This window comes from Methyloprofundus sp., assembly GCF_965251085.1.
Taxonomy (GTDB): Bacteria; Pseudomonadota; Gammaproteobacteria; order Methylococcales; family Methylomonadaceae; genus Methyloprofundus.
In genome coordinates, this window is the sequence record NZ_OZ252594.1 from 3,256,173 (window position 1) to 3,275,056 (window position 18,884).

Here is an 18,884-nt window from a genome sequence, read left to right on the forward strand (position 1 = left end):
TCGTATTAAAATTAAATAGTTAAAGCCATAAAAAAGATTGCTTATGAACACTCCACCTGAAGATAATGATTTTTTTGATATTTGTATCGTTGGCGCTGGCATGGCTGGCGCTACTATTGCAGATTATCTGGCTGCTAAAGGCGTCAAAATCGCGCTTGTAGACCGTGAGTTTTCGGAGAAAAGGCGTATAGTCGGCGAACTTTTACAGCCGGGGGCCGTTGAAACCTTAAAGAAAATGGGACTGGAGCACTTATTAGAAGGCTTTGATGCACAACCCGTTTATGGTTATGCACTTTTTAATAATGATAAGAATTTTTCAATTTCTTATAATCAGGATGATTCCACCAACTATCACGGCGTTGGCTTGCATAATGGCCGGTTTTTACAAAAAATTCGTGAAGATGCCCTCAGCCATGATTCTGTCACCCAGTTTCATGGCACAGTTTCTGAACTTATTGAAGATGAAAAAAATGTTGTCACCGGGATTATATACAAAGAAAAACATACCCGTGAGATTAAAACCATCAAGGCCAAACTCACCATCACCAGTGATGGCTTTTTCTCTAGCTTTCGTAAAGATTTGAGCAACAATGTAAAAACTATCACCTCATTTTTTGTTGGTATAATTCTCAAAGACTGCACACTGCCCTTTCCACATCACGGCCATGTCTTTCTGTCAGCACCCACTCCGTTTATTTGCTACCCCATTTCTAGCACCGAGTCACGTCTACTAATCGACTTTCCCGGCGAAAAAGCACCTAAAAAAGACGACATTGCAAAGCACATCGAAGATAATGTTGCGCCCTATTTACCGGATGAATTTAAACACTGCCTTACCCAGGCGATGGCAGAAAATGATTATAAAGTCATGCCTAATCACTATATGCCTGCAAAACCGGTATTAAAAGAAGGTGCCGTGTTACTAGGCGATGCACTCAATATGCGCCACCCTATTACTGGCGGGGGGTTAACCGCTGTTTTTAATGATGTCTACCTGCTCAGTACACACTTACTGGAAATGCCTGACTTCAACGACCCCAAGCTCATCCATGAAAAACTGGAGCTATACTACCAGGATCGCTACCACGCCAATACCAATGTAAACATTATGGCTAATGCGCTCTACGGTGTGATGTCAAACGACTTACTTAAACAAGGTGTGTTTGAATATTTACGCATGGGCGGGGAAAACTCGGGCGGCCCGATCACCTTATTAGCGGGCCTAAATAGAAACCCAACAGTGCTCATCAAACATTTTTTTAGTGTCGCCTTTCTGTGTATCCGCAACCTATCCGGAAAAAGCAAAATGAATTTATCTAATGTTTTCCGCGTAATGAAAGACGCTTTCTGCATTATCAAGCCATTGGCGATCAATGAGTTACGCCCCAGCTCATTTTATAAGAAAAACACGCAACATTAATGCAACAGTTAAAAGATAAAATTCGTGATATCCCTGACTTCCCTAAACCAGGCATCATCTTTAAAGACATCACCCCCTTAGTAAAAGATCCAGTCGCTCTGCGCCTTGCAGTAAAAGAGCTAACAAAACCCTTTGTTAATAGAAATATTACTGCGGTTGCCGGCATGGAAGCTAGGGGCTTTATTTTCGGTTCACTGGTCGCATGGGAACTTGAACTGCCCTTCATCCCTTTAAGAAAACCTGGAAAACTGCCCTACGATGCGCAAAGCGTCTCCTATGATCTTGAATATGGCTCAGCCAGCCTGGAAATTCATACTGATGCTGTCGATAAAAATGACCGGGTACTACTCATAGACGACTTATTGGCAACAGGCGGAACAGCTAAAGCCAGTTGTGAACTAATCGAACAACTAGGAGCGACTGTGGAAGCATTGGGTTTTATTATCGAATTAGACTTTATAAAGGGCAGAGAAAAACTAGAAAACTACGAAATACATTCATTACTGCATTACTAAAGCGGATAAAAAAAAGTAATGCCTGAATTGCCCGAAGTTGAAACGACCTTACGCGGCATTAGCCCGCACATTAAAAATCAAACCGTTAGCAAAGTTATAATTCGCCAGCCAAAACTACGCTGGCCTATACCTTCTGAACTGCCCCGTTTAATAGAACAGCATACACTACTTAGCTTGAGTCGCAGGGCGAAATACTTGCTACTACACTTCGACACAGGCACGCTATTAATTCATCTAGGCATGTCTGGAAGCCTAAGAGTTCTAGCTAACAATACCCCACCCGCCAAACATGATTATTTCGAAATTGCCTTTACACATAATAAAAGTATTCGTTTAACCGATCCACGCCGATTTGGTGCGGTATTATGGCTAGGAACAGAACCTTATCAACATAGCTTACTAAGCAAATTAGGGCCTGAACCCCTAAGCGAGCAATTGACTGGCGCTTACCTCTACGCACAGTCCAGGCAGAAAAAAGTCAATATCAAACAGTTTCTAATGAACCAGAATATTGTCACTGGCGTGGGAAATATCTATTGCACAGAAGTACTCCATTACACCGGAATAAGCCCCGTGCGAGCCGCTGGGAATATTTCCTTAAAGCGCTACAACAGCCTGGTAACCCAGATAAAAAGCACACTCAGTCGGGCTATTGAACAAGGCGGTACAACCCTGCGTGATTTTGTTGGCGGCGACGGAAAGCCTGGTTACTTTAAACAGGAATTGAGTGCTTATGGCCGCTCAGGCCTGCCTTGTAAACAATGCGCAAAGCCTCTAAGCGAAATCAAACAAGCACAAAGAACGACTATCTATTGCACTCACTGCCAAACTTAAACCTAGAAAACCGGAAACACTCCCTGAAAAATGACCGAAGAAAACCTAGCAAAAGAAAAAGTAAATCGGGAAACCTCAAAAATTGTCTGGTCTGAACTACAGCGTTTTTTTGCCCAGGGCTTAGCCGTCAATATCGTCCCGGAACTGGACTTGGTAGAGGTTGCGGATGCATTTTCCAAGGATAATAAGACGCTGGTAGAACAATGGATGAAAAACCAGCAGGTGCACCTGGTAACAGACCAGCAAGCTGCACTATGGATTCGTGAAGATGCACAAATGTGGGCAGTGGTTATAAAGCCCTGGGTGCTAGTGCAGGTTGCATAAGTCGAGATTAACCCAGCTCTAAAGGCAAGAATATACTCTAAGAAATATTGAGGATAGATCAGCCCTCCTGAAAGTGTGTTGAAAAAAATCAAGTAGCTTTGATTAATTTTGACAAAACGGCATAGTGCAAATAACTTTCATAATTAACTGACTTATAACGCCCCAAAACGGCCACTGGGAAAAAATATGTTTTTCAATCGATACTGACCCCAATACCGCTACCTGTCAGTCAGTAAGTGACTGAATATAAAGAAAATAGTAAGAATATTAAAGTTAAGCTTTAACCATATATTGGATATAATTGAATTTCCTACAAAACAATTTATCCTAAGAAAAAGCTTAACATGGAAAAGTCTAGTCGATTAAGTCTTCGTTTACAAATTCGATCCTTCATTTGCGCTGGGGCTTCCTTCTCACAACACCTCGCGGGGTTGCAATTGCCGTCGGCTAGTAGTTATACTTATTCAAAATATAAATGAATAAGGTAGGTTCTGCTACAGAGGGCCTTCACCTCATAAGTTCACGCCATGCTGGGCGACACAAGGCGCTCTTTCGGACGTCAAACAACGCTTCGTTTACGCCGCACAGCTAGGTCGTTAGGCACAAAATTCTCGTACATTATTGATTAAACGTTATAATGAAACTAAATTTCCTAAAGAATCAATGTACGGAGAAGCTAAGTAACAATGCCTACCATATCAATGTTTTATGGAATAATTATTCGTATGTATTATGCACCAAGCGAACATCCGCCACCGCATTTTCATGTCTATTATGCTGAATATAAGGCGAGTGTGGATATACGAACATGTGAAGTTATGGAAGGTAAATTGCCAAAGAAACAAACGAAGCTAGTTTTGGCTTGGGCTGAACTGCATCAAGAGGATTTGATGGCTGACTGGAATTTGGTAATGAATGGAGAGGAACCATTTAAAATACAACCACTTCAGTAAGGGAAAATAAATGTATCCTTCAGTAATTAAAGTTGTACCTAAAGATAATTATCAAGTTTACGTTGAGTTTGATAATAATGAATGTGGAATATTAAACATGGAGCCATATTTAAATTTTGGTATATTTCATAAAATTAAAGACTTAAATTTGTTTTTAAAGGTTCGGGTTTCTTTTGACACGATTGAATGGGAAAATGGTATAGACCTTGACCCCCAGTTTGTATATGAAAAATGTGTGAAAGAAAAGTGCCTAACGAACAAGGTCAGATTGTGATCGCGAAGCGAGCCAAACCAAAAGAGTCAGACTCGATTGCTATCATCTATTTTCTTAAATAACTCTGAACGCCTATCTCCGCCACGTGACTTTGGTCGAACTTGCCTGGCAATTAAACGCTCTACTTTAGCCTTAAACCGGTCATCGCCAAGAACCCAGGCTTTATTTGTTGCGGCGCGAATTTCCCCTATTACAGCTTCAGGGATATGCCGTAGAAATAATGCCTGATAACTTAGCCTGCAACCTTTAGGATTCTTTCCCAAAGTTTGATAAGTAGCATGGGGAGTTATCAACTCATTCTTCTCTCCCAAGGCATTAAACCGATAACTAGACCAAGAATACTCAGAAGGATCTTTTACCATTCCTGCACGCACAGGATTTAATTCAATATACCGACTGCAGGTTAGCAAATAGCGTAAGCGCTCAACGAAGCACGTACTTGCCCTATTCAGGCGTATCTGATTTTTTAATATTCCAGGGCAACAAAGCCTCCACTTTATCAACCGTATCAGCATAAGGTAAAGCAGTGAGAACCTGCTTAAGATATGCATAAGGCTCCAGCCCATTTGCTTTAGCTGTTTCTATCAGGCTGTAATGTATTGCACTGGCACGAGCACCCGCAGGGGTATCAGAAAATAACCAGGCTTTGCGCCCTATCACAAACGGGCGAATCGCATTTTCTGCCAGGATGTTGCTAATATTGAGTTCACCATGGGTGCAATACACATTGAGTTTTTCCCACTGGTTACTCAGGTAAGTCATTGCCTTTCCTGTCAGGCTATCTTTAGGTACTTTATGCTGGTTTTCTTCCAGATAGGCTTTGAGCTGGCTCAATACAGGAATGCTCTTCTCCTGGCGCTGCTGATATTTTTCATCCACTGACAGGTCTTTAATTTCTCGCTCAATGACATACAGTTTATTGATCAGGCTCAGCGCTTTACCTGCTTTTGAGGGTTTGTTATTTTGTCCCTTTTTGCGTTTAGGCTGTGCATTCTGGGCATCTTTAAAATAACGACGCGCATGATCCCAGCACCCCAGCTGGGTGATGCTGTTTTTTTGGCACACGGCATTGTACCCCGCATAGCCATCGGTTTGCAGATAGCCACTAAAGCCGTCAAGCAGGCGCATGGGGACGTCTCCACTACGAGAGGGATCGTATTCAAACAGGATGCTTTTTTCACCCGGTGGCCCGCCAAGCGTCACCCACATATATTTATCTGAGGTCGCTGGCCGCCCCGGTTCTTTTAATACCTGAACCCGCGTTTCATCAGCGAGTATGACTGCCCCTGTGTGTTGATGCTCTCGCATCAGGTTAATCAGGGGCTGAAGTTGTTTAGCCAGTGCGATCATCCAGTTTGCTAATGTCGCTCTGGAGATGTCACCCCCATAACGAGACAAGATGCCTTCTTGCCGATATAAAGGTAAGCCGTCAGCATAAGTACTTACGCAAAATTAATTTAACGAAAAAAGGTGTCATAATAAACAATTATTTTGCTGACTCTAAATGTTTGTGCTCTATATAAAACACCTACTCCCAGAAGAAATTACTGCTTTAAATGTGATGCATAAAAACCATCCACTTCATTTAAGTAGAAGTCGAGCTCATGCTATTTTATTAAGTTTCAAAGAGCATTCTGTTCCCATGATTTGTTCTATTTATAACGTATGCCGCCAAACTGTTTCCACTTGGTTTTCTAACTGGGAAAAGAATGGAATCGATGGATTGGTTGACTGTCAGGGAAGAGGACGGCGAGGTATTTTAACTGAAAAACAACAAATAAGCTTAGTCCAGAGAGTTGAAAAATCTCCTAGATCATTAAAATCAGTACTAGCAAAATTTGAAGAAGATCTAGGCATTTCAGTTAGCATTGATACTATAAAACGTATTTGTAAACAAGCTGATCTTGTTTGGAAACGAGTTAGAAAATCCTTAAGGATAAAGCGTAATCAAGATAAATTTGATTTGGCAACCGATGAAATAAAAGAATTAATACAACAACATAAAGAGAATGAACTTGATTTGTGCTACTTTGATGAGTCGGGGTTTACACTAGAACCCTGTGTTCCTTATGCTTGGCAACAGTCAGGTGAGACGATTGAAATACCAAGCTCAAACAGCAAGCGTCTTAATGTATTAGGTTTTGTTAACAGAGATTGCAGGTTTGATTCTTTTGTTTTTGAAGGGAGTGTAAACACTTCGGTTGTTGTGGCTTGTATTGATGAATTTGCTAAACAGATTAAAAAACCAACAACTCTTATTATTGATAATGCATCGACTCATACGAGTAATGAATTTAATGAAAACCTTGAAAGGTGGAAAGAAAAAAACCTATCCATTTACCGTATACCGCCATACTCACCCGAGTTAAATATTATCGAGATTATATGGCGTAAAATAAAATACGAATGGCTTCCTTTTTCAGCTTATGAATCCTATGCCTCTCTTCAGGAAGAATTATTTAAGGTGCTGTCTAATATTGGAAAGAATTACAAAGTAGAGTTTGCATAAAAGGTTAAATTAATTTTGCATGGGTACTTACTTGGCGATAATAACAAAGCACATTAAACTGATGCTTCCCATTGCTCTGGCAATAGGGTGTCTGGGCATTTGTGCGGCTTTAACCTGGCGTTGCTTTTCGCCTTCAATCTGTTCGACAAAGACCGCTTTTTCCTGCATGTATTCAAGAACACGTACTTTAGCAGGAATAATATCCAGCTCTTCTTTCACTTTCGTGAAGAAAGTATCAATAGCGCCTTCTTTTTCTTCATCCGTTAAATGAATAAAAATTTGCTCGCGGGGTAACTTATCCGAAAAGGGTTTACGTCCCGGCTTTTTCTTCGTGCCAGTAGAACTTGTCTGCTTATCGCCCTCAGGTGCTTCATCAGCTTCCTGGTCTAATTCCTCGCTGCTATCTGCTTCATTCTCTGCTTCATCAAACAAAGAGGATTGATGAGATTGTTCACTCGATGACCCAAAGCGTTTTATTTTAGATAAGCGTAGTACCTCTTCCAGAATAAGGATGCGTTTTTTCTGTTCGGAAATCACCCCAGACTTAACTTCAATCACACGCGTCAGTTCATCAATAGCCTCTTCTTTTTCAAGCAACAAAGCAACACTCTCCGACAGCAAAGAACCGGCTTTATCTTGTTGTTTTATATTTGAAATATCGGCTAAAATCATGGCTTTATTATAGCATTTATAGTGGCAATAATGAACACAAAAACAGCTAAAAAACAGACTCATATTGAAGTTTTTTATGACCTTTCATCGCGCTAATATCAAAGCCATCCAGCAGCCAGTTTAACGGCTGGCCTGTTAAGGTTAATGTCTCTTCCTCACCCTTAGGCCACTTAAATGTTTCTTCTACCAATGACTTGTAATAAAGGACAAAACCATTATCTTCCCAAAACAGGCATTTAATCTTATTCCGCCGTTTATTCGTAAAGGCATAGAGAGCCCCCTCAAAAGGATTATGCCCTAACTCACATTCAACAATCGCCGATAGCCCTCGGTGTGACTTACGAAAATCAATGGGACGCCGATACAGATACACCTCCGTTAAAGACAGGGATGGACGCATAACAACCGTCACCGCAACAGCTCAAGCAGTGGTTGAATACACGGCATAGTGTCCTGCGTAATACCTTCCAGACGTGTGCCATCATTAAATCGTAAGGATAATCCAATAGCTAGATCCGGTGAGATACCCTCGTCAACCCGAATGCGCGTAAATCCTGTAGGGGAAGTAGTAGGCTTTACAGTCGATTTACGTTTCCAGTAGCCGAACTTTTGCGGGCATAAATCATGTTGCCGACAATAAGCTGCCTGTGATTGGCCTGATGCCTGCCAGTGCTCTATGTGAATAGGCCAGAAAGTCTTTTCCTGTATTTTTTCTAACGCTGCCATTTAAAATTCCCCGTGGTATTTAACAATGGGGATAGTTTGGCATTAATCTGAGTTGCCGTGAAGTACGCTGACTATTGAGCGCTTACAAACAAAATGAGTGCAACAGATAATCAATTCTCATCTAATGTTAACTGGCTAAACCTGCCTAGTCTCAACCTAATGGCCAAGTGCATGCTCAGCAGTTATCTATTAACTATCGGCCTGGGTGCAATTTTAGCTAGTGCGCAAATTTTAATGACTCATGGTATGGCTGATGAGAAGTTTGGTTTATCGGTCGATGATATCGCCTATAGTTATCATGGCGATCCTGAACATAGCTTGATAGAAACCAAGCTAAACGGCTCTATGAGTGATAAAGCCTCTTCTGCGGATAAATTGGCAATTATCAAATGGGTACGCCAGGGAGCCTCTAAAGAACAATGGGAGAGCGAAACCAAAGAAGTTTTTTTCAAGAATTGTATTTCCTGTCACAGCGTAATCCCGGGGTTACCCGATTTCACTCAATACGAGGAAGTGCTTAGCGTATCTCAGCCTAGTGGCGGTGCTTCGGCGACAACTTTAACCCGTTCCTCGCATATTCATATATTTGCCATTTCATTTATCTTCTTTTTTAATGGGCTTATTTTCAGCCTGGCGGTAGGCATTAAACCTTGGCTTAAAATTGCCATTATCTGCCTGCCCTTTGGATTTCTGATGATTGATGTATTCTCCTGGTGGCTGACCAAGATCTCACCGGAATTTGCCTGGCTAACGATTATTTCCGGAGTTGGCTACAGCGCCTGCTCGGCTGTTACCTGGTTCGTATCTATGTATCAAATGTGGATATTGCCGCGCAATGGTCAGTTGTACAATGAGAATACCTAGCTTGATTAAATAATCAGCCTAATTCACGATATGGGTTTTCACAAAATCAAAAATGATATTCGGCACCGATCCAGGCATTGTTATTTTTTACACTGTGTGCCTCATAGCTGAACTTTCGCTTGCCATGTTGCCAGCCCGCTATCAATGCGGCCGATTCATTTAGTTCATAGATAAATTCAAGCTCACCCTGATAAACATTTTCATTGCCATTATGATGAATATCCGTTGCATAGGAGCTGGTGTAATCATTATGTTCATAATCAAATGTAGCTTTTATGAAAAATTCAGGCAACACGCGGATTTTAAGTTCTGCCGATGTAAAATGATTGATATATCCAATATCATCCTGATATTGGACCGTTTGATCTTCATCGGTATAGCCCTGCTCAAAATGATAGCCGACTAGCAACTCAATATCAGGGGTAATCATCCACACCAGATGCGGCCCAATAGTAAAAAACTGGGTATCACGATAGCTAAATGGTTGATCATATAATCTAACTCCATAACGAACCAAAGCGCGTAATGTCAGGTAATCAGTTAACTCATGCTCTAAATGCATTGCCAGAATATGATTATTCAGCCGCTCACCTGCCTCAACTTCTTCATGCTCCTCTGCATCGCCTTCTTGTATTTCTGGCACTAAATTCAACCCAAGATATAAGCTAGGTATAAAATCATATAAGAATTTTATTTTCGTTCTATCCGTAAGTGCCTGCCCTACAGTAAATTGCATAAATCCATGCGAATACTCAGAGTGATCATTAAAAATATAACCGCCTCCATCCAGTGAAACTTGAAACTCTCCGAGATTATTTTCTGTCACCCAATTAATATATACATTAGGTTCGTAAACAAAGTCAGAACCCTGATCAGGTTCATCGACTATAGGCTGGGTGGGGTCTTCTTCTAATGATAGCCGGCGCGTGACTGCAAAAAGCCCGACATCATCTGTATAATAAGCACTGAAATCGCCACCGGCTGACCATTCTGCCTGTGCAGTATTTAAAATCACCAGACTGAAAACAAGTATTGATATTCTGTGTATAAAAGAAAAATTCTGAGCCAACATATTTTATTAACCGGTTTATTGCGTACTTAGTCATGCTAATGTACCAGCAGATGAGTCTGAAGCAGGTAGCAATGATCCATCTAAATGAGTATTATAACGCTTATTAATTAGAATATAACCATTTTCTAATTAATGGAATTAAATATTTCGCTATTCTCTCTACCTGGTTCTAATACTTCATGGATGCCCCGTTAGCTAAGTACCTGCGTAAACACACACAATTCAGGATGGGTAGAACGTAGCATCGGTTTTTTTGGTGCGCAGAGACTCGTGAGAGCGCGCAGCGAAACCCATCAATCCCACGTAAGATGATGGGTTTCTCTTCGAGCTCTTACGAGTCGCAAAAAGACGCTCTACCCATCGCAAAACCTCAACTGAAATTTTCTTTGCCGTCACTTCTACAAATTTTGCATTTTCGATGCCATATACCTAAAAGGAAATTTCAGATTTTGGAGCGACACTAGCCAAATGTTCAGGCCTCATTTTTTAATCTACTTTGTTTTGCAGGCGCTTTTGCCACTTTTATCAACACTACCACCAACAGCAAACACATGCGTAGAATTTAAACACAACACTGAGAACAGCGCCGTAAGGGAGATGGAAAGAAATAATCATCCAGAACAACCAGGAGAAATGGTCAAAAACCATTTCTCCAACGATGGCATTCGGTCAACAAACTGATAATACGTCTTCATTGCTTTTTTACCTACCTTTACTCCTGTTTCATATATTTTTTCTGTTAATTTAACAATAGGTGCTTTGCCATTGTAGGTCATACTTTTGGCAAATTTTAAAGTTGTTTCAACTGTATCCATTATGTCGCCACTAATATGATTTTCATAGGCTCCCCATACTCGTTCAATTGGGTTATATTTACTATGATAAGGAGGGTAGTAGGCCAGTTTTATCTTTATGTTGCTTTTTTCAGCAAACTCCACAAGCCTTTTTATAAACTGAGTTCTGGAGCTACTGTTCTCCATACCATTGTCAGCGTTAATTGTCAGAATATCTACTCCATATTTTTCTTGAATTTCTGGCCAAATTTCTTCCAATCGGTCAACGATGAAATCACTGCTGGCATAGCCTGCTGTAAAGAAAAGGAAAAAATCATCATGTTCAGGCAGATAAAAACCAAAAGGAGTTAACTTTTCCTTAACATCTAAATCATGATCCTCTGCTTTTGTTAAAACCCGATTTCGTCCTCCCCGTGAAAAATTTCCTATATTCATTCTTGCTTTGGCATCAATTGATATACGAATCTCTTTTGGGTTGATATCTGCCATTCCATTGACTGAATGAACTTGTTCAAAAATTGCATCCGTTTCCTTGATTTTCTTATGAGGCTTTGTTTTTTGTACCTTTTTTGGATGGTAACTCAGGTCATTTAATTTTGTATTGATAGTTTTTGAGCAAGGTAATGTTTTTTCATCGTAATAATCAATCTCCAGTAAACGTTTTCTAACTTCTTTAGCCGTTAGCCGGGTATATAATCGACAGGAATTAAAAGAGGGATCCGTTTGACACTCCGGTTCAGCAATTTTTTTTATGTCATCAAGTAGATGAGGAAAATGCTCTTCACTTTTATTACGCCCTCTCGCTGAAAAATTATCTTCTATGGGCTGAGTTTCAAGTTCATATTGTCCTTTTCGGATAGTGCCTCTATTCCATCCTAGTTTTTCTTCAGCAATACTTGCACCACCTGAGCCTAGTAGCTCCACCGTTTCAGCCATGAATATACGACGTACCGAGCCTTTTAAACGATGGGCTGTATTTATAATCCAACCTATAATGCTATCTGTTAATATCAACAAGCTTATCTGCCTAGTGTGAGAATAAATTCAGAATTCATTATTATAAATTATTGAGACACAAGCTTACTTCGTTTGGATGATTATTTCTTTCCATCTCCCTAATTAAAATAGATTTTTTCATTACCCTACCCTTTCTTTACTTAGTGCCTGAACGAAAAGTCAGTTTTTTAAAAAAACATCACACCCAATCTACCATAATATTTTCCGATTTGGCTTAGTTGAGATAACAATCCACCCATTATTACGAATTTGCTCAGCACAATGCTATTGTGCCACTTTTCAGACATACTAATCCCTCAGTAAGGCCACTTTCTTTAAAAAACTTAAGCGGCTTTCTTTTTTTCTTTGGCCAATCGTTGTCGTTCCATATCTCGTTTAATTGCGCCCACTTTTTGTATGTTCCTTGATAATACAGCCAGTGCGGTATAGCGTTCAAAACCATCAATTCCATGGTCCCGACATTGACTCAATCCATGAACCTGCAATGCATTAATGGCCGACTCAACAGCTGAGTGTTTCTTTTTGGCCTGTTTAAATTGATCGGCATATTCACGTTCCTTGTCCTTGACCGATAATTTCCCTTTTTTCGGCAAAGTCACTTCATCAAGTATCTCTTTCAGCCCACTTTGATTGCTCTTGCTATGAAAGCCTTTGTCAAAACTACACGCATTGAACGCTGGAAATTTCGCTTGTGTCGCTTCAACCATACCTATGGCTATTTTATCATCCGTTTCTTTTTGCATGACCTTATGATGCAGTATGAATCCGTGGTAGTCTTCAACTATACAGACGCGTATACCTAATTCAACGGGAACCCCTGCCTTGCCTTTGCTAATCCATTCGGTATGTGGCTGAAACAGGGAAAATACTTTTTCATCATGAGGGATGGTTTCTCCCTCAATCACGCGTCGTCTGATCTGATCGACTTGTCGATCGCCATGCTGGAGAAAGGTTTGCATCTTAAGCAATAGGACTTCTGGAACCTTATAGGTGCTTATTAATAACGCATAACTTTGAGTGACTCGGTTCAGGTACTTTTGAGCTAAATCAATATAAACCTGATGTGCGTTACAAATCAAATCGGCCTGAGCCCGTTTTTTCTTTTCGTCCTTCGAGGTGGAATGACGCAGCTTTTGAATCCGTCTATATTGTCGTTTGAATTCAGTGAGGTTATGTTTATGCTGCCGCCAATCGGGAAGGTCGTGTTCCTGGCACCAGTAAACACACTGACGGAATAAGACCCTCATCACATCGTAAAGCAAGTTAATGTCGGTTGGAAAGTGAACATCGGTTTTTAAGACAAATGAATCGCAACGCCCCTGAATGGATGCAGTGGACTCTAAATTAAGCAACTGATAACCCGAGCGAATGACTTCAGTATTAATGCGATCCATGATCTCAGGTGTAAATAACTTTAGATTATCTCTTAGGGTTTGTAAGCGATAGTTTTTGTCATCAAAAGTACCGTGCCCTAGCATCATTCTGAGCGTTCGATGTTCGTTGGCGAGTTCCTGGATACGATCGAAGTCAGCACCGAGTGCTACCCGTAAGGTGCCTAATACCAGAATACGCCACTGTTCCATGCCGGGACGACCTTTATTTGATGAGACGGCAGCTGTTTCATCACTGCCTTTTTTGTTCTTGCGCGGGATGACTTCTTGAAGAATTTTGAAAACAGCTTCTTTTAAAGGGCCAGTTGTATAGATGTGTTGCAAGCCCAGCAGGATGAGTGGAATATCATCGCGTGATGTGACATCAATGACGATGTTGGCAATATCGACTTGTCCTATTTCCAGTTGTGATGATATGACATTTCTCATGGTTTTTTTTGCGGCGAAGTTTTGCTAATAGAGGGCTGATATTGAAGGCTCAGTATTTGCTAATGCACTTTTTGGATAACAAGACCTATTTAAAAACAGTGACTTATGTGTTTTGTATGAAAAATACTAAAATGGCGGTTTTTGAATCTTCAATCGTTTTATTAGCTGTTATTATAGCATAGTTAGCTGATTTTAAAGGGAATTTAGTTATTTCCGTTCAAGCACTACTTAGTCGTTATTTCAATATATTCATTACGAATCAAAGATACAGACAAAAGTTTAGCAACTATTTTATGTTTAACGTTATACTTAAAAAAATATAACCGTTAGTACTTCCAACAATACTGTTGCACTATTTAACCTGAGTAATTTACCTATGGATAACTCCCTTCCTGATATACAGGTCATTCCTAATCAGACTCCTTATGATCAAACAGGCATAATCCCAGCTCCATGGTACAAATCAAGGAAGCTATTAATTTTCTGCACGGTATTTATAGTTAGCCTGGTTATTAGCCTGGGTTATGTCTATAGCCGCCCGGCCTTGTATCGAAGCTACGCAACATTATTGACTGTAGCGCAAACAGCTATTGACCAACAAAGTAGTGAAGCTGATATTCAACACGTAGCAATTCAAAGACAAATTCTGACGGGCCAGGAACTATTAGCTGAAACTATCACCCGCTTAGCTGAGGTTGAGCAACAACAAGACACTAATACCGGTATCACCAATCAGTTGTCTACACCCGAACTGCGGCGCATGCTCACTGTACAGGCCGTGCCAGATACCAACCTCGTTGAGCTGGCCGCTATTGGATATCAGGCGGAAGTGCTGGCACCTATCATCAACACCTGGATTGATATTTACCTAGCCCATGTTCAGTCGTTTTTCGCTCAAAAACCACTAACAGGTCTATTTTCATAGGATAAAAAAATAAAAACCTAATCATTACAAACATTTGCATTTCCAAGCAAAGCGTAGTGCCATAACATAACAAAAGTAGTTGCATTCACTTGATTTTTATGGAAAAATTCAAGTATGTATATCCGATGCACAACGACCCGAACCAAGGCAACTGGCGAGACCTACAAAACGTTTCGGCTAGTTGAGTCCGAGCGAATTGATGGCAAGGTCAAGCAACGTACCCTGCTTAATCTGGGTCGTTTCTTCGATGTGCCCAAGTCCCAGTGGAAGTCATTATCAAGTCGTATTGATCAATTACTGACAGCACAGACTGACTGGCTCACTATTGACCTAGAGGAATCACTCGAAACACGGGCACAATATTACGCCACTCAAATCATCACATCCCGAAGTACAACCCTTGACGATAGCGTTCACTTTGAGACCGTTGATATCGGCAGTTTAGAGCTTGTACGACCGCGCCGTGTGGGAGTCGAGCAAATAGCGTTGCACGCTGTAAGGCAGTTAACCCTGGATGATAAATTGAAATCTCTGGGATTTAACCAGCACCAGCTTGCCGCCTCCCTCGGTACTATCATTGCTCGCATGGCCTGTCCTGCAAGTGAATTAGCCACACACGGCTGGCTGCAGACAACCAGCGGCCTCGGTGAGTTAATCGACTATGACTTCGAAGACATGGGGCTGGATCGTCTGTATCAGGTATCCGACCAATTATGGAAACACCGGGAAGCCATTGAAACCCATTTATATCAGCAAGAACGGGATCTGTTCAGCTTCAGTGAAACTATCACGCTTTATGATCTGACAAATACCTTCTTTGAAGGCGAAGCCAAAACAAACCCAGCTGCCCAAAGAGGCCGCTCCAAGGAAAAGCGCAGTGACTGTCCCCTGGTTACATTAGGGCTGGTGCTTGATGGCAGTGGCTTTCCACGTAAAAGCCAGATCTTCCCAGGTAATGCAAGTGAACCACAAACCCTGCAAACCATACTTGAAGGACTGGAAGGGCGAACAGGATCCACTGTGATACTTGATGCAGGCATTGCCAGTGAAGAAAACATCCAGTATCTTCATTGAGCATGGCTTTCACTATATTGTTGTCTCACGCAAACGCAAGCGGGATTTCGATGAAGAAAAGGCAACTCTGATCAAAGATATTCCGGGGCAACGCGTAAAAGTTCAAAAAGTGACTGTAGAAGAGACTGGAGAAGTTGAACTGTACTGTCACTCGCAACTCAGGGAAAAGAAAGAACAGGCCATGCAGGATAGTTTTTCAGAAAAATATGAAACCGCACTCAACAGCCTGCATGCTAGATTGAGCAAAAAAGGAACCACAAAAAATTATACAAAAGTGTTAGAACGGCTGGGACGCATAAAGGAAAAATACGCGCGTGCAGCACAGCACTATGAAGTAACGGTCGTACCTGATGATGAAGGAGACAAGGCCAACTCAATCAGCTGGAAGCGTGTGGAAAAAGCCAACTCGCAGGCAACCCACCCCGGTGTCTATTGCTTACGCACCAACCTGACCGACTGGAATGAAGAAACGCTCTGGCGCACCTACACCCTGCTAACCGATCTAGAAAGTGTTTTTCGCAGTCTGAAAAGTGAACTCGGGCTACGCCCTATCTACCATCGAAAAGAAGAACGGGTTAATGGGCATATCTTTATCACTCTCATTGCCTATCATCTCGTCCAGACGCTTCGTTATCAACTCAAAGCTGAACATATTAATGATAGCTGGCAGACGATTCGGCGGACAATGGAAAACCAGCAACGCATTACCGTTATTTTACGGCGGGAAGATGGAAAAACCATTCATCTAAGGAAAGCGACGAATGCAGAGCCGCGACAATCCGTTATTTATAAAGCACTGGAAATTTCAGCACAACCAGGGGGTGTTAAAAAAACAGTGATTTAGCCGAATTCAAAATAAAAAATCTGTAGTGCCAACAGCAAGGCCTGATTGTGTGTATCTAATTGTTTTTAAATGATTTGTTGTCACTGAAATCGAAAGATGGGTTAGGAACGCGCACGAAATAACTTAAGCAACTGACTTGTCTTTTTGTCCGTTTTCTGCGTTGTAGAAACTGTTACGTAGCTGGCTATGCGCCTGTTTCTACGTCTTGAATACGAATAAAAATCCTGAGCCAGATGCATAAGTTATTCCGTGCGCGTTCCTTAGTCATTCTCTCTATAAATACTAACCACGGTTAAATCATCTGCAAGAGGGTGGACAAATTGTTCGTTTAATATGTTGATTAATGCGTTGAGGCGTTGTTTTCCGGGAAGGATGGCAATACTTTTGCTTATCAGTTCAATTAAACCTTGTTCATGAAAACGTCCACCTTTGCTTAATTTGGCTTCAGTCACTGCATCACTATATAACAGCAATGATGCACCTGGGGGGAAAGCAAGTTCTCTGCTTTCATAATCAGACTCATCGAACATACCTAAAGGAAAACCTTCACCATTGCCGATTACTGGCATTTTAGTCCCAGGCATTATAACTAGGGGACTGGGGGTCGCAGCACTGCTATATCGAAGTAAATGATTGGCGCGGTCAATCACTCCGTAAAACACAGTGGCATATTGGCCGGTAGGTAAGAGTGGCGACAAACGAACATTTAATTGCTTTAGAAAGATGGCCGGGTTGTTGGCCTGCTCATTTGTGTTATCCAGCAGAGCATGTAGACGAAAGGTATTTAATGCGGCGTTGACACCGTGTCCGGAGAAGTCAGCAATCAATACTGCAACACACTGGTCATCAAGCTTACGAATACTCCAGTAATCTCCGCCAAGTTCCGAACAGGGTTTGAAATAGGAATCTACACTTATTCGGTAAGCTTGCTCGATAGCATTCAGGGTTGATTTACTTGGTAGCAGAAAGGATTGCGTTTCTCTTGCAGATTGCAACTCGAGGCTCACTCGTTGGCGGTAGGCTTCAAGCTCATCCGATAACAACTTGAGTTTATTACGTTGACCTATCAAGTTTAAATGATTACGTACACGGGCTTTAACAAGTAAAGGACTGTATGGTTTGGTGATAAAGTCAATTGCACCGGCAGCGAATCCATCCGCCTCATCCTGCTCCTGATCTTTTGCGGTGACAAATATGACGGGTATATGAGCAGTTAAGGGGTTTTCTTTGAGTTTACGACAAACCTGATAACCGTCTAAACCGGGCATCATAATATCGAGCAGAACCAAGTCCGGTTTTTTTGTTTGAGCCCTTTCTAATGCCGTTGTACCATCAGTTGCAAATACTATTTTCTGATCATCTCGGAGTAATGCAGAAAGCACTTTGATATTAGTGATTTCATCATCAACAATCAGTATGGTTTGCGGTGGTGGGTTAATCAGCATTTCAGTGCAGTTTGATCTTTAATGTGTCAGCAAGGTCAAGCAGAATTTCTGTCGCTATATCGAATTCAAGATTAGTCATTGCATTATCGAGTTTGTGCATGGTTTGTTGGTATTGGTGCTGTGATAATTGATTATTTAAACTTCGAAATGACAGTTCTGCATCCATATCGAAGTCATCAAGTAGAGTGGCCAACTCTTGTATATTTCTGGCAACTGAGTCCCAATTGATAGGGCTGTCATCCGGGCTGGAGTTTACTTCTAAACTATTAATTCTGTCCAGAAAAGCAAGTGAATTGATCACTTCGTCCATTGCAGCTGTGAATTGATCCAGTAGTTCAGGCAGGTTTTGCCGAGATTCCTGATTGAGTTGAAGCTCCAGATTACTGGCCGCAGTAAAAAGTCGCTTGGCAGAAATATTGCCGCTGACACCTTTGACAGAGTGAGCGAGGTGTCGAGCTGTAGTAAAGTCGTTTGCTAGCAAGGCCTGTTGTATTTGCAGTGGTTTTTTTTTGTTATCCAGATAGAACGAGAGCAATATTTTTTTGTATAATTCAGAATCTCCGGCAACACGATTAAGTCCTTCGGTAAGATCTAAGCCTGACAATTTTTCAGGAATGATTTCATGTTGTAGCATAGTGCTTGTTAGGATCTTGGTTGTGTGATTGTATTCTCAGTAAAGTCACTATAAATATTTATTAACGATATACTTAAATAAAACAGTGATATATAATTTTTCAAACACTCGAGGGAATTATGTCAGGTTTACTTAATAATTTTACGCACTTATTCAACGAAAGCCAGA

General features: G+C 41.2%; 20 protein-coding genes and 1 pseudogene. 11 read left to right on the top strand and 10 right to left on the bottom strand.

From position 1 onward, the window contains the following. The first annotated feature begins 43 nt into the window (after positions 1-43). The 6 genes from ACQY3F_RS15110 to ACQY3F_RS15135 all read left to right on the top strand — a co-directional run bounded on the left by ACQY3F_RS15110 (position 44) and on the right by ACQY3F_RS15135 (position 4,320). Entirely contained in the window at positions 44-1,420 is a 1,377-nt protein-coding gene (locus ACQY3F_RS15110; protein ID WP_428355762.1) for an FAD-dependent oxidoreductase, read from the top strand. After that, on the top strand, positions 1,420-1,935 hold the full coding sequence (locus tag ACQY3F_RS15115) for an adenine phosphoribosyltransferase (protein WP_428355763.1): 516 nt from the start codon (positions 1,420-1,422) through the stop codon (positions 1,933-1,935). Before ACQY3F_RS15110 ends, ACQY3F_RS15115 begins: the two co-directional genes overlap by 1 nt. 18 nt (positions 1,936-1,953) lie before the next feature. Further along, positions 1,954-2,769 carry a bifunctional DNA-formamidopyrimidine glycosylase/DNA-(apurinic or apyrimidinic site) lyase gene (mutM, locus tag ACQY3F_RS15120; RefSeq protein ID WP_428355764.1) on the top strand — a complete coding sequence of 272 codons (816 nt, stop codon included), beginning with the start codon at positions 1,954-1,956 and terminating at the stop codon, positions 2,767-2,769. 30 nt (positions 2,770-2,799) lie between these two features. After that, positions 2,800-3,093, top strand: a complete 294-nt coding sequence (locus ACQY3F_RS15125) for a DUF2288 domain-containing protein (RefSeq protein WP_428355766.1) — start codon at positions 2,800-2,802, stop codon at positions 3,091-3,093. A 686-nt stretch (positions 3,094-3,779) separates the two neighbouring features. After that, positions 3,780-4,046 carry a DUF4160 domain-containing protein gene (locus ACQY3F_RS15130; RefSeq protein WP_428355767.1) on the top strand — a complete coding sequence of 89 codons (267 nt, stop codon included), beginning with the start codon at positions 3,780-3,782 and terminating at the stop codon, positions 4,044-4,046. Positions 4,047-4,056: 10 nt separating this feature from the next. Further along, a complete protein-coding gene (locus tag ACQY3F_RS15135; RefSeq protein WP_428355769.1) occupies positions 4,057-4,320 on the top strand; it encodes a DUF2442 domain-containing protein in 264 nt (87 codons plus the stop codon). Positions 4,321-4,346: 26 nt separating this feature from the next. Here the strand turns inward: ACQY3F_RS15135 and ACQY3F_RS15140 are convergent, their stop codons facing one another. Both ACQY3F_RS15140 and tnpC read right to left on the bottom strand, forming a co-directional pair. Continuing rightward, the gene (locus ACQY3F_RS15140; protein WP_428355771.1) at positions 4,347-4,613 is read right to left on the bottom strand and encodes a hypothetical protein; all 267 of its coding nucleotides are present in this window, start codon (positions 4,611-4,613) and stop codon (positions 4,347-4,349) included. Positions 4,614-4,764: 151 nt separating this feature from the next. After that, a pseudogene (tnpC, locus tag ACQY3F_RS15145) lies at positions 4,765-5,754 on the bottom strand (IS66 family transposase); the annotation flags it as partial. 70 nt (positions 5,755-5,824) lie between these two features. Here tnpC and ACQY3F_RS15150 point away from each other — a divergent pair. Then, the gene (locus ACQY3F_RS15150) at positions 5,825-6,829 is read left to right on the top strand and encodes an IS630 family transposase (RefSeq protein ID WP_428353111.1); all 1,005 of its coding nucleotides are present in this window, start codon (positions 5,825-5,827) and stop codon (positions 6,827-6,829) included. Positions 6,830-6,856: 27 nt separating this feature from the next. On the opposite strand, the gene ACQY3F_RS15155 is transcribed toward ACQY3F_RS15150, so the two are convergent. The 3 genes from ACQY3F_RS15155 to tnpA are packed head-to-tail and all read right to left on the bottom strand — an operon-like array spanning position 6,857 to position 8,227. Further along, entirely contained in the window at positions 6,857-7,501 is a 645-nt protein-coding gene (locus ACQY3F_RS15155; RefSeq protein ID WP_428355773.1) for a hypothetical protein, read from the bottom strand. A 46-nt stretch (positions 7,502-7,547) separates the two neighbouring features. Beyond that, positions 7,548-7,901, bottom strand: a complete 354-nt coding sequence (tnpB, locus tag ACQY3F_RS15160; protein WP_428355774.1) for an IS66 family insertion sequence element accessory protein TnpB — start codon at positions 7,899-7,901, stop codon at positions 7,548-7,550. 8 nt (positions 7,902-7,909) lie between these two features. After that, positions 7,910-8,227: an IS66 family insertion sequence element accessory protein TnpA gene (gene tnpA, locus ACQY3F_RS15165; protein ID WP_428353701.1), complete on the bottom strand. Its 318-nt coding sequence runs from the start codon at positions 8,225-8,227 to the stop codon at positions 7,910-7,912. A gap of 93 nt (positions 8,228-8,320) precedes the next feature. Here tnpA and ACQY3F_RS15170 point away from each other — a divergent pair, with 93 nt between their 5' ends. Continuing rightward, entirely contained in the window at positions 8,321-9,091 is a 771-nt protein-coding gene (locus tag ACQY3F_RS15170; RefSeq protein WP_428355775.1) for an elongation factor-1 alpha, read from the top strand. Positions 9,092-9,137: 46 nt separating this feature from the next. Here ACQY3F_RS15170 and ACQY3F_RS15175 read toward each other — a convergent pair whose 3' ends face one another. The 3 genes from ACQY3F_RS15175 to ACQY3F_RS15185 all read right to left on the bottom strand — a co-directional run bounded on the left by ACQY3F_RS15175 (position 9,138) and on the right by ACQY3F_RS15185 (position 13,794). Further along, positions 9,138-10,106 carry a hypothetical protein gene (locus tag ACQY3F_RS15175; protein ID WP_428355776.1) on the bottom strand — a complete coding sequence of 323 codons (969 nt, stop codon included), beginning with the start codon at positions 10,104-10,106 and terminating at the stop codon, positions 9,138-9,140. Between the two features lie 668 nt (positions 10,107-10,774). Next, positions 10,775-11,971 carry an ISAzo13 family transposase gene (locus ACQY3F_RS15180; RefSeq protein ID WP_428352931.1) on the bottom strand — a complete coding sequence of 399 codons (1,197 nt, stop codon included), beginning with the start codon at positions 11,969-11,971 and terminating at the stop codon, positions 10,775-10,777. Positions 11,972-12,297: 326 nt separating this feature from the next. Further along, entirely contained in the window at positions 12,298-13,794 is a 1,497-nt protein-coding gene (locus ACQY3F_RS15185; RefSeq protein ID WP_428354718.1) for an ISNCY family transposase, read from the bottom strand. Positions 13,795-14,170: 376 nt separating this feature from the next. On the opposite strand from ACQY3F_RS15185, the gene ACQY3F_RS15190 reads away from it, so the two are divergent. The 3 genes from ACQY3F_RS15190 to ACQY3F_RS15200 all read left to right on the top strand — a co-directional run bounded on the left by ACQY3F_RS15190 (position 14,171) and on the right by ACQY3F_RS15200 (position 16,637). Further along, the gene (locus tag ACQY3F_RS15190; protein WP_428355777.1) at positions 14,171-14,719 is read left to right on the top strand and encodes a hypothetical protein; all 549 of its coding nucleotides are present in this window, start codon (positions 14,171-14,173) and stop codon (positions 14,717-14,719) included. Positions 14,720-14,833: 114 nt separating this feature from the next. Beyond that, positions 14,834-15,793, top strand: coding sequence for an IS1634 family transposase (locus tag ACQY3F_RS15195; RefSeq protein ID WP_428353366.1), 960 nt, complete (start codon positions 14,834-14,836; stop codon positions 15,791-15,793). Then, entirely contained in the window at positions 15,765-16,637 is an 873-nt protein-coding gene (locus ACQY3F_RS15200; protein WP_428355778.1) for an IS1634 family transposase, read from the top strand. Before ACQY3F_RS15195 ends, ACQY3F_RS15200 begins: the two co-directional genes overlap by 29 nt. 260 nt (positions 16,638-16,897) lie before the next feature. Here the strand turns inward: ACQY3F_RS15200 and ACQY3F_RS15205 are convergent, their stop codons facing one another. Together ACQY3F_RS15205 and ACQY3F_RS15210 are read right to left on the bottom strand one after the other, a co-directional pair. After that, entirely contained in the window at positions 16,898-18,082 is a 1,185-nt protein-coding gene (locus ACQY3F_RS15205; protein WP_428355779.1) for a PP2C family protein-serine/threonine phosphatase, read from the bottom strand. Position 18,083: 1 nt separating this feature from the next. After that, positions 18,084-18,716, bottom strand: coding sequence for an Hpt domain-containing protein (locus ACQY3F_RS15210; protein ID WP_428355781.1), 633 nt, complete (start codon positions 18,714-18,716; stop codon positions 18,084-18,086). Positions 18,717-18,884 lie beyond the last annotated feature (168 nt).

Bases quoted from the DNA above. Each gene is read 5' to 3' on its own strand.
- ACQY3F_RS15135 (WP_428355769.1), top strand. From the start codon at position 4,057: ATGTATCCTTCAGTAATTAAAGTTGTACCTAAAGATAATTATCAAGTT.
- ACQY3F_RS15155 (WP_428355773.1), bottom strand. From the start codon at position 7,501: ATGATTTTAGCCGATATTTCAAATATAAAACAACAAGATAAAGCCGGT.
- ACQY3F_RS15115 (WP_428355763.1), top strand. From the start codon at position 1,420: ATGCAACAGTTAAAAGATAAAATTCGTGATATCCCTGACTTCCCTAAA.
- ACQY3F_RS15150 (WP_428353111.1), top strand. From the start codon at position 5,825: ATGTTTGTGCTCTATATAAAACACCTACTCCCAGAAGAAATTACTGCT.
- ACQY3F_RS15110 (WP_428355762.1), top strand. From the start codon at position 44: ATGAACACTCCACCTGAAGATAATGATTTTTTTGATATTTGTATCGTT.
- ACQY3F_RS15170 (WP_428355775.1), top strand. From the start codon at position 8,321: ATGAGTGCAACAGATAATCAATTCTCATCTAATGTTAACTGGCTAAAC.
- ACQY3F_RS15210 (WP_428355781.1), bottom strand. From the start codon at position 18,716: ATGCTACAACATGAAATCATTCCTGAAAAATTGTCAGGCTTAGATCTT.
- ACQY3F_RS15130 (WP_428355767.1), top strand. From the start codon at position 3,780: ATGCCTACCATATCAATGTTTTATGGAATAATTATTCGTATGTATTAT.
- tnpB (WP_428355774.1), bottom strand. From the start codon at position 7,901: ATGCGTCCATCCCTGTCTTTAACGGAGGTGTATCTGTATCGGCGTCCC.
- mutM (WP_428355764.1), top strand. From the start codon at position 1,954: ATGCCTGAATTGCCCGAAGTTGAAACGACCTTACGCGGCATTAGCCCG.
- tnpA (WP_428353701.1), bottom strand. From the start codon at position 8,227: ATGGCAGCGTTAGAAAAAATACAGGAAAAGACTTTCTGGCCTATTCAC.
- ACQY3F_RS15190 (WP_428355777.1), top strand. From the start codon at position 14,171: ATGGATAACTCCCTTCCTGATATACAGGTCATTCCTAATCAGACTCCT.
- ACQY3F_RS15205 (WP_428355779.1), bottom strand. From the start codon at position 18,082: ATGCTGATTAACCCACCACCGCAAACCATACTGATTGTTGATGATGAA.
- ACQY3F_RS15125 (WP_428355766.1), top strand. From the start codon at position 2,800: ATGACCGAAGAAAACCTAGCAAAAGAAAAAGTAAATCGGGAAACCTCA.
- ACQY3F_RS15185 (WP_428354718.1), bottom strand. From the start codon at position 13,794: ATGAGAAATGTCATATCATCACAACTGGAAATAGGACAAGTCGATATT.
- ACQY3F_RS15195 (WP_428353366.1), top strand. From the start codon at position 14,834: ATGTATATCCGATGCACAACGACCCGAACCAAGGCAACTGGCGAGACC.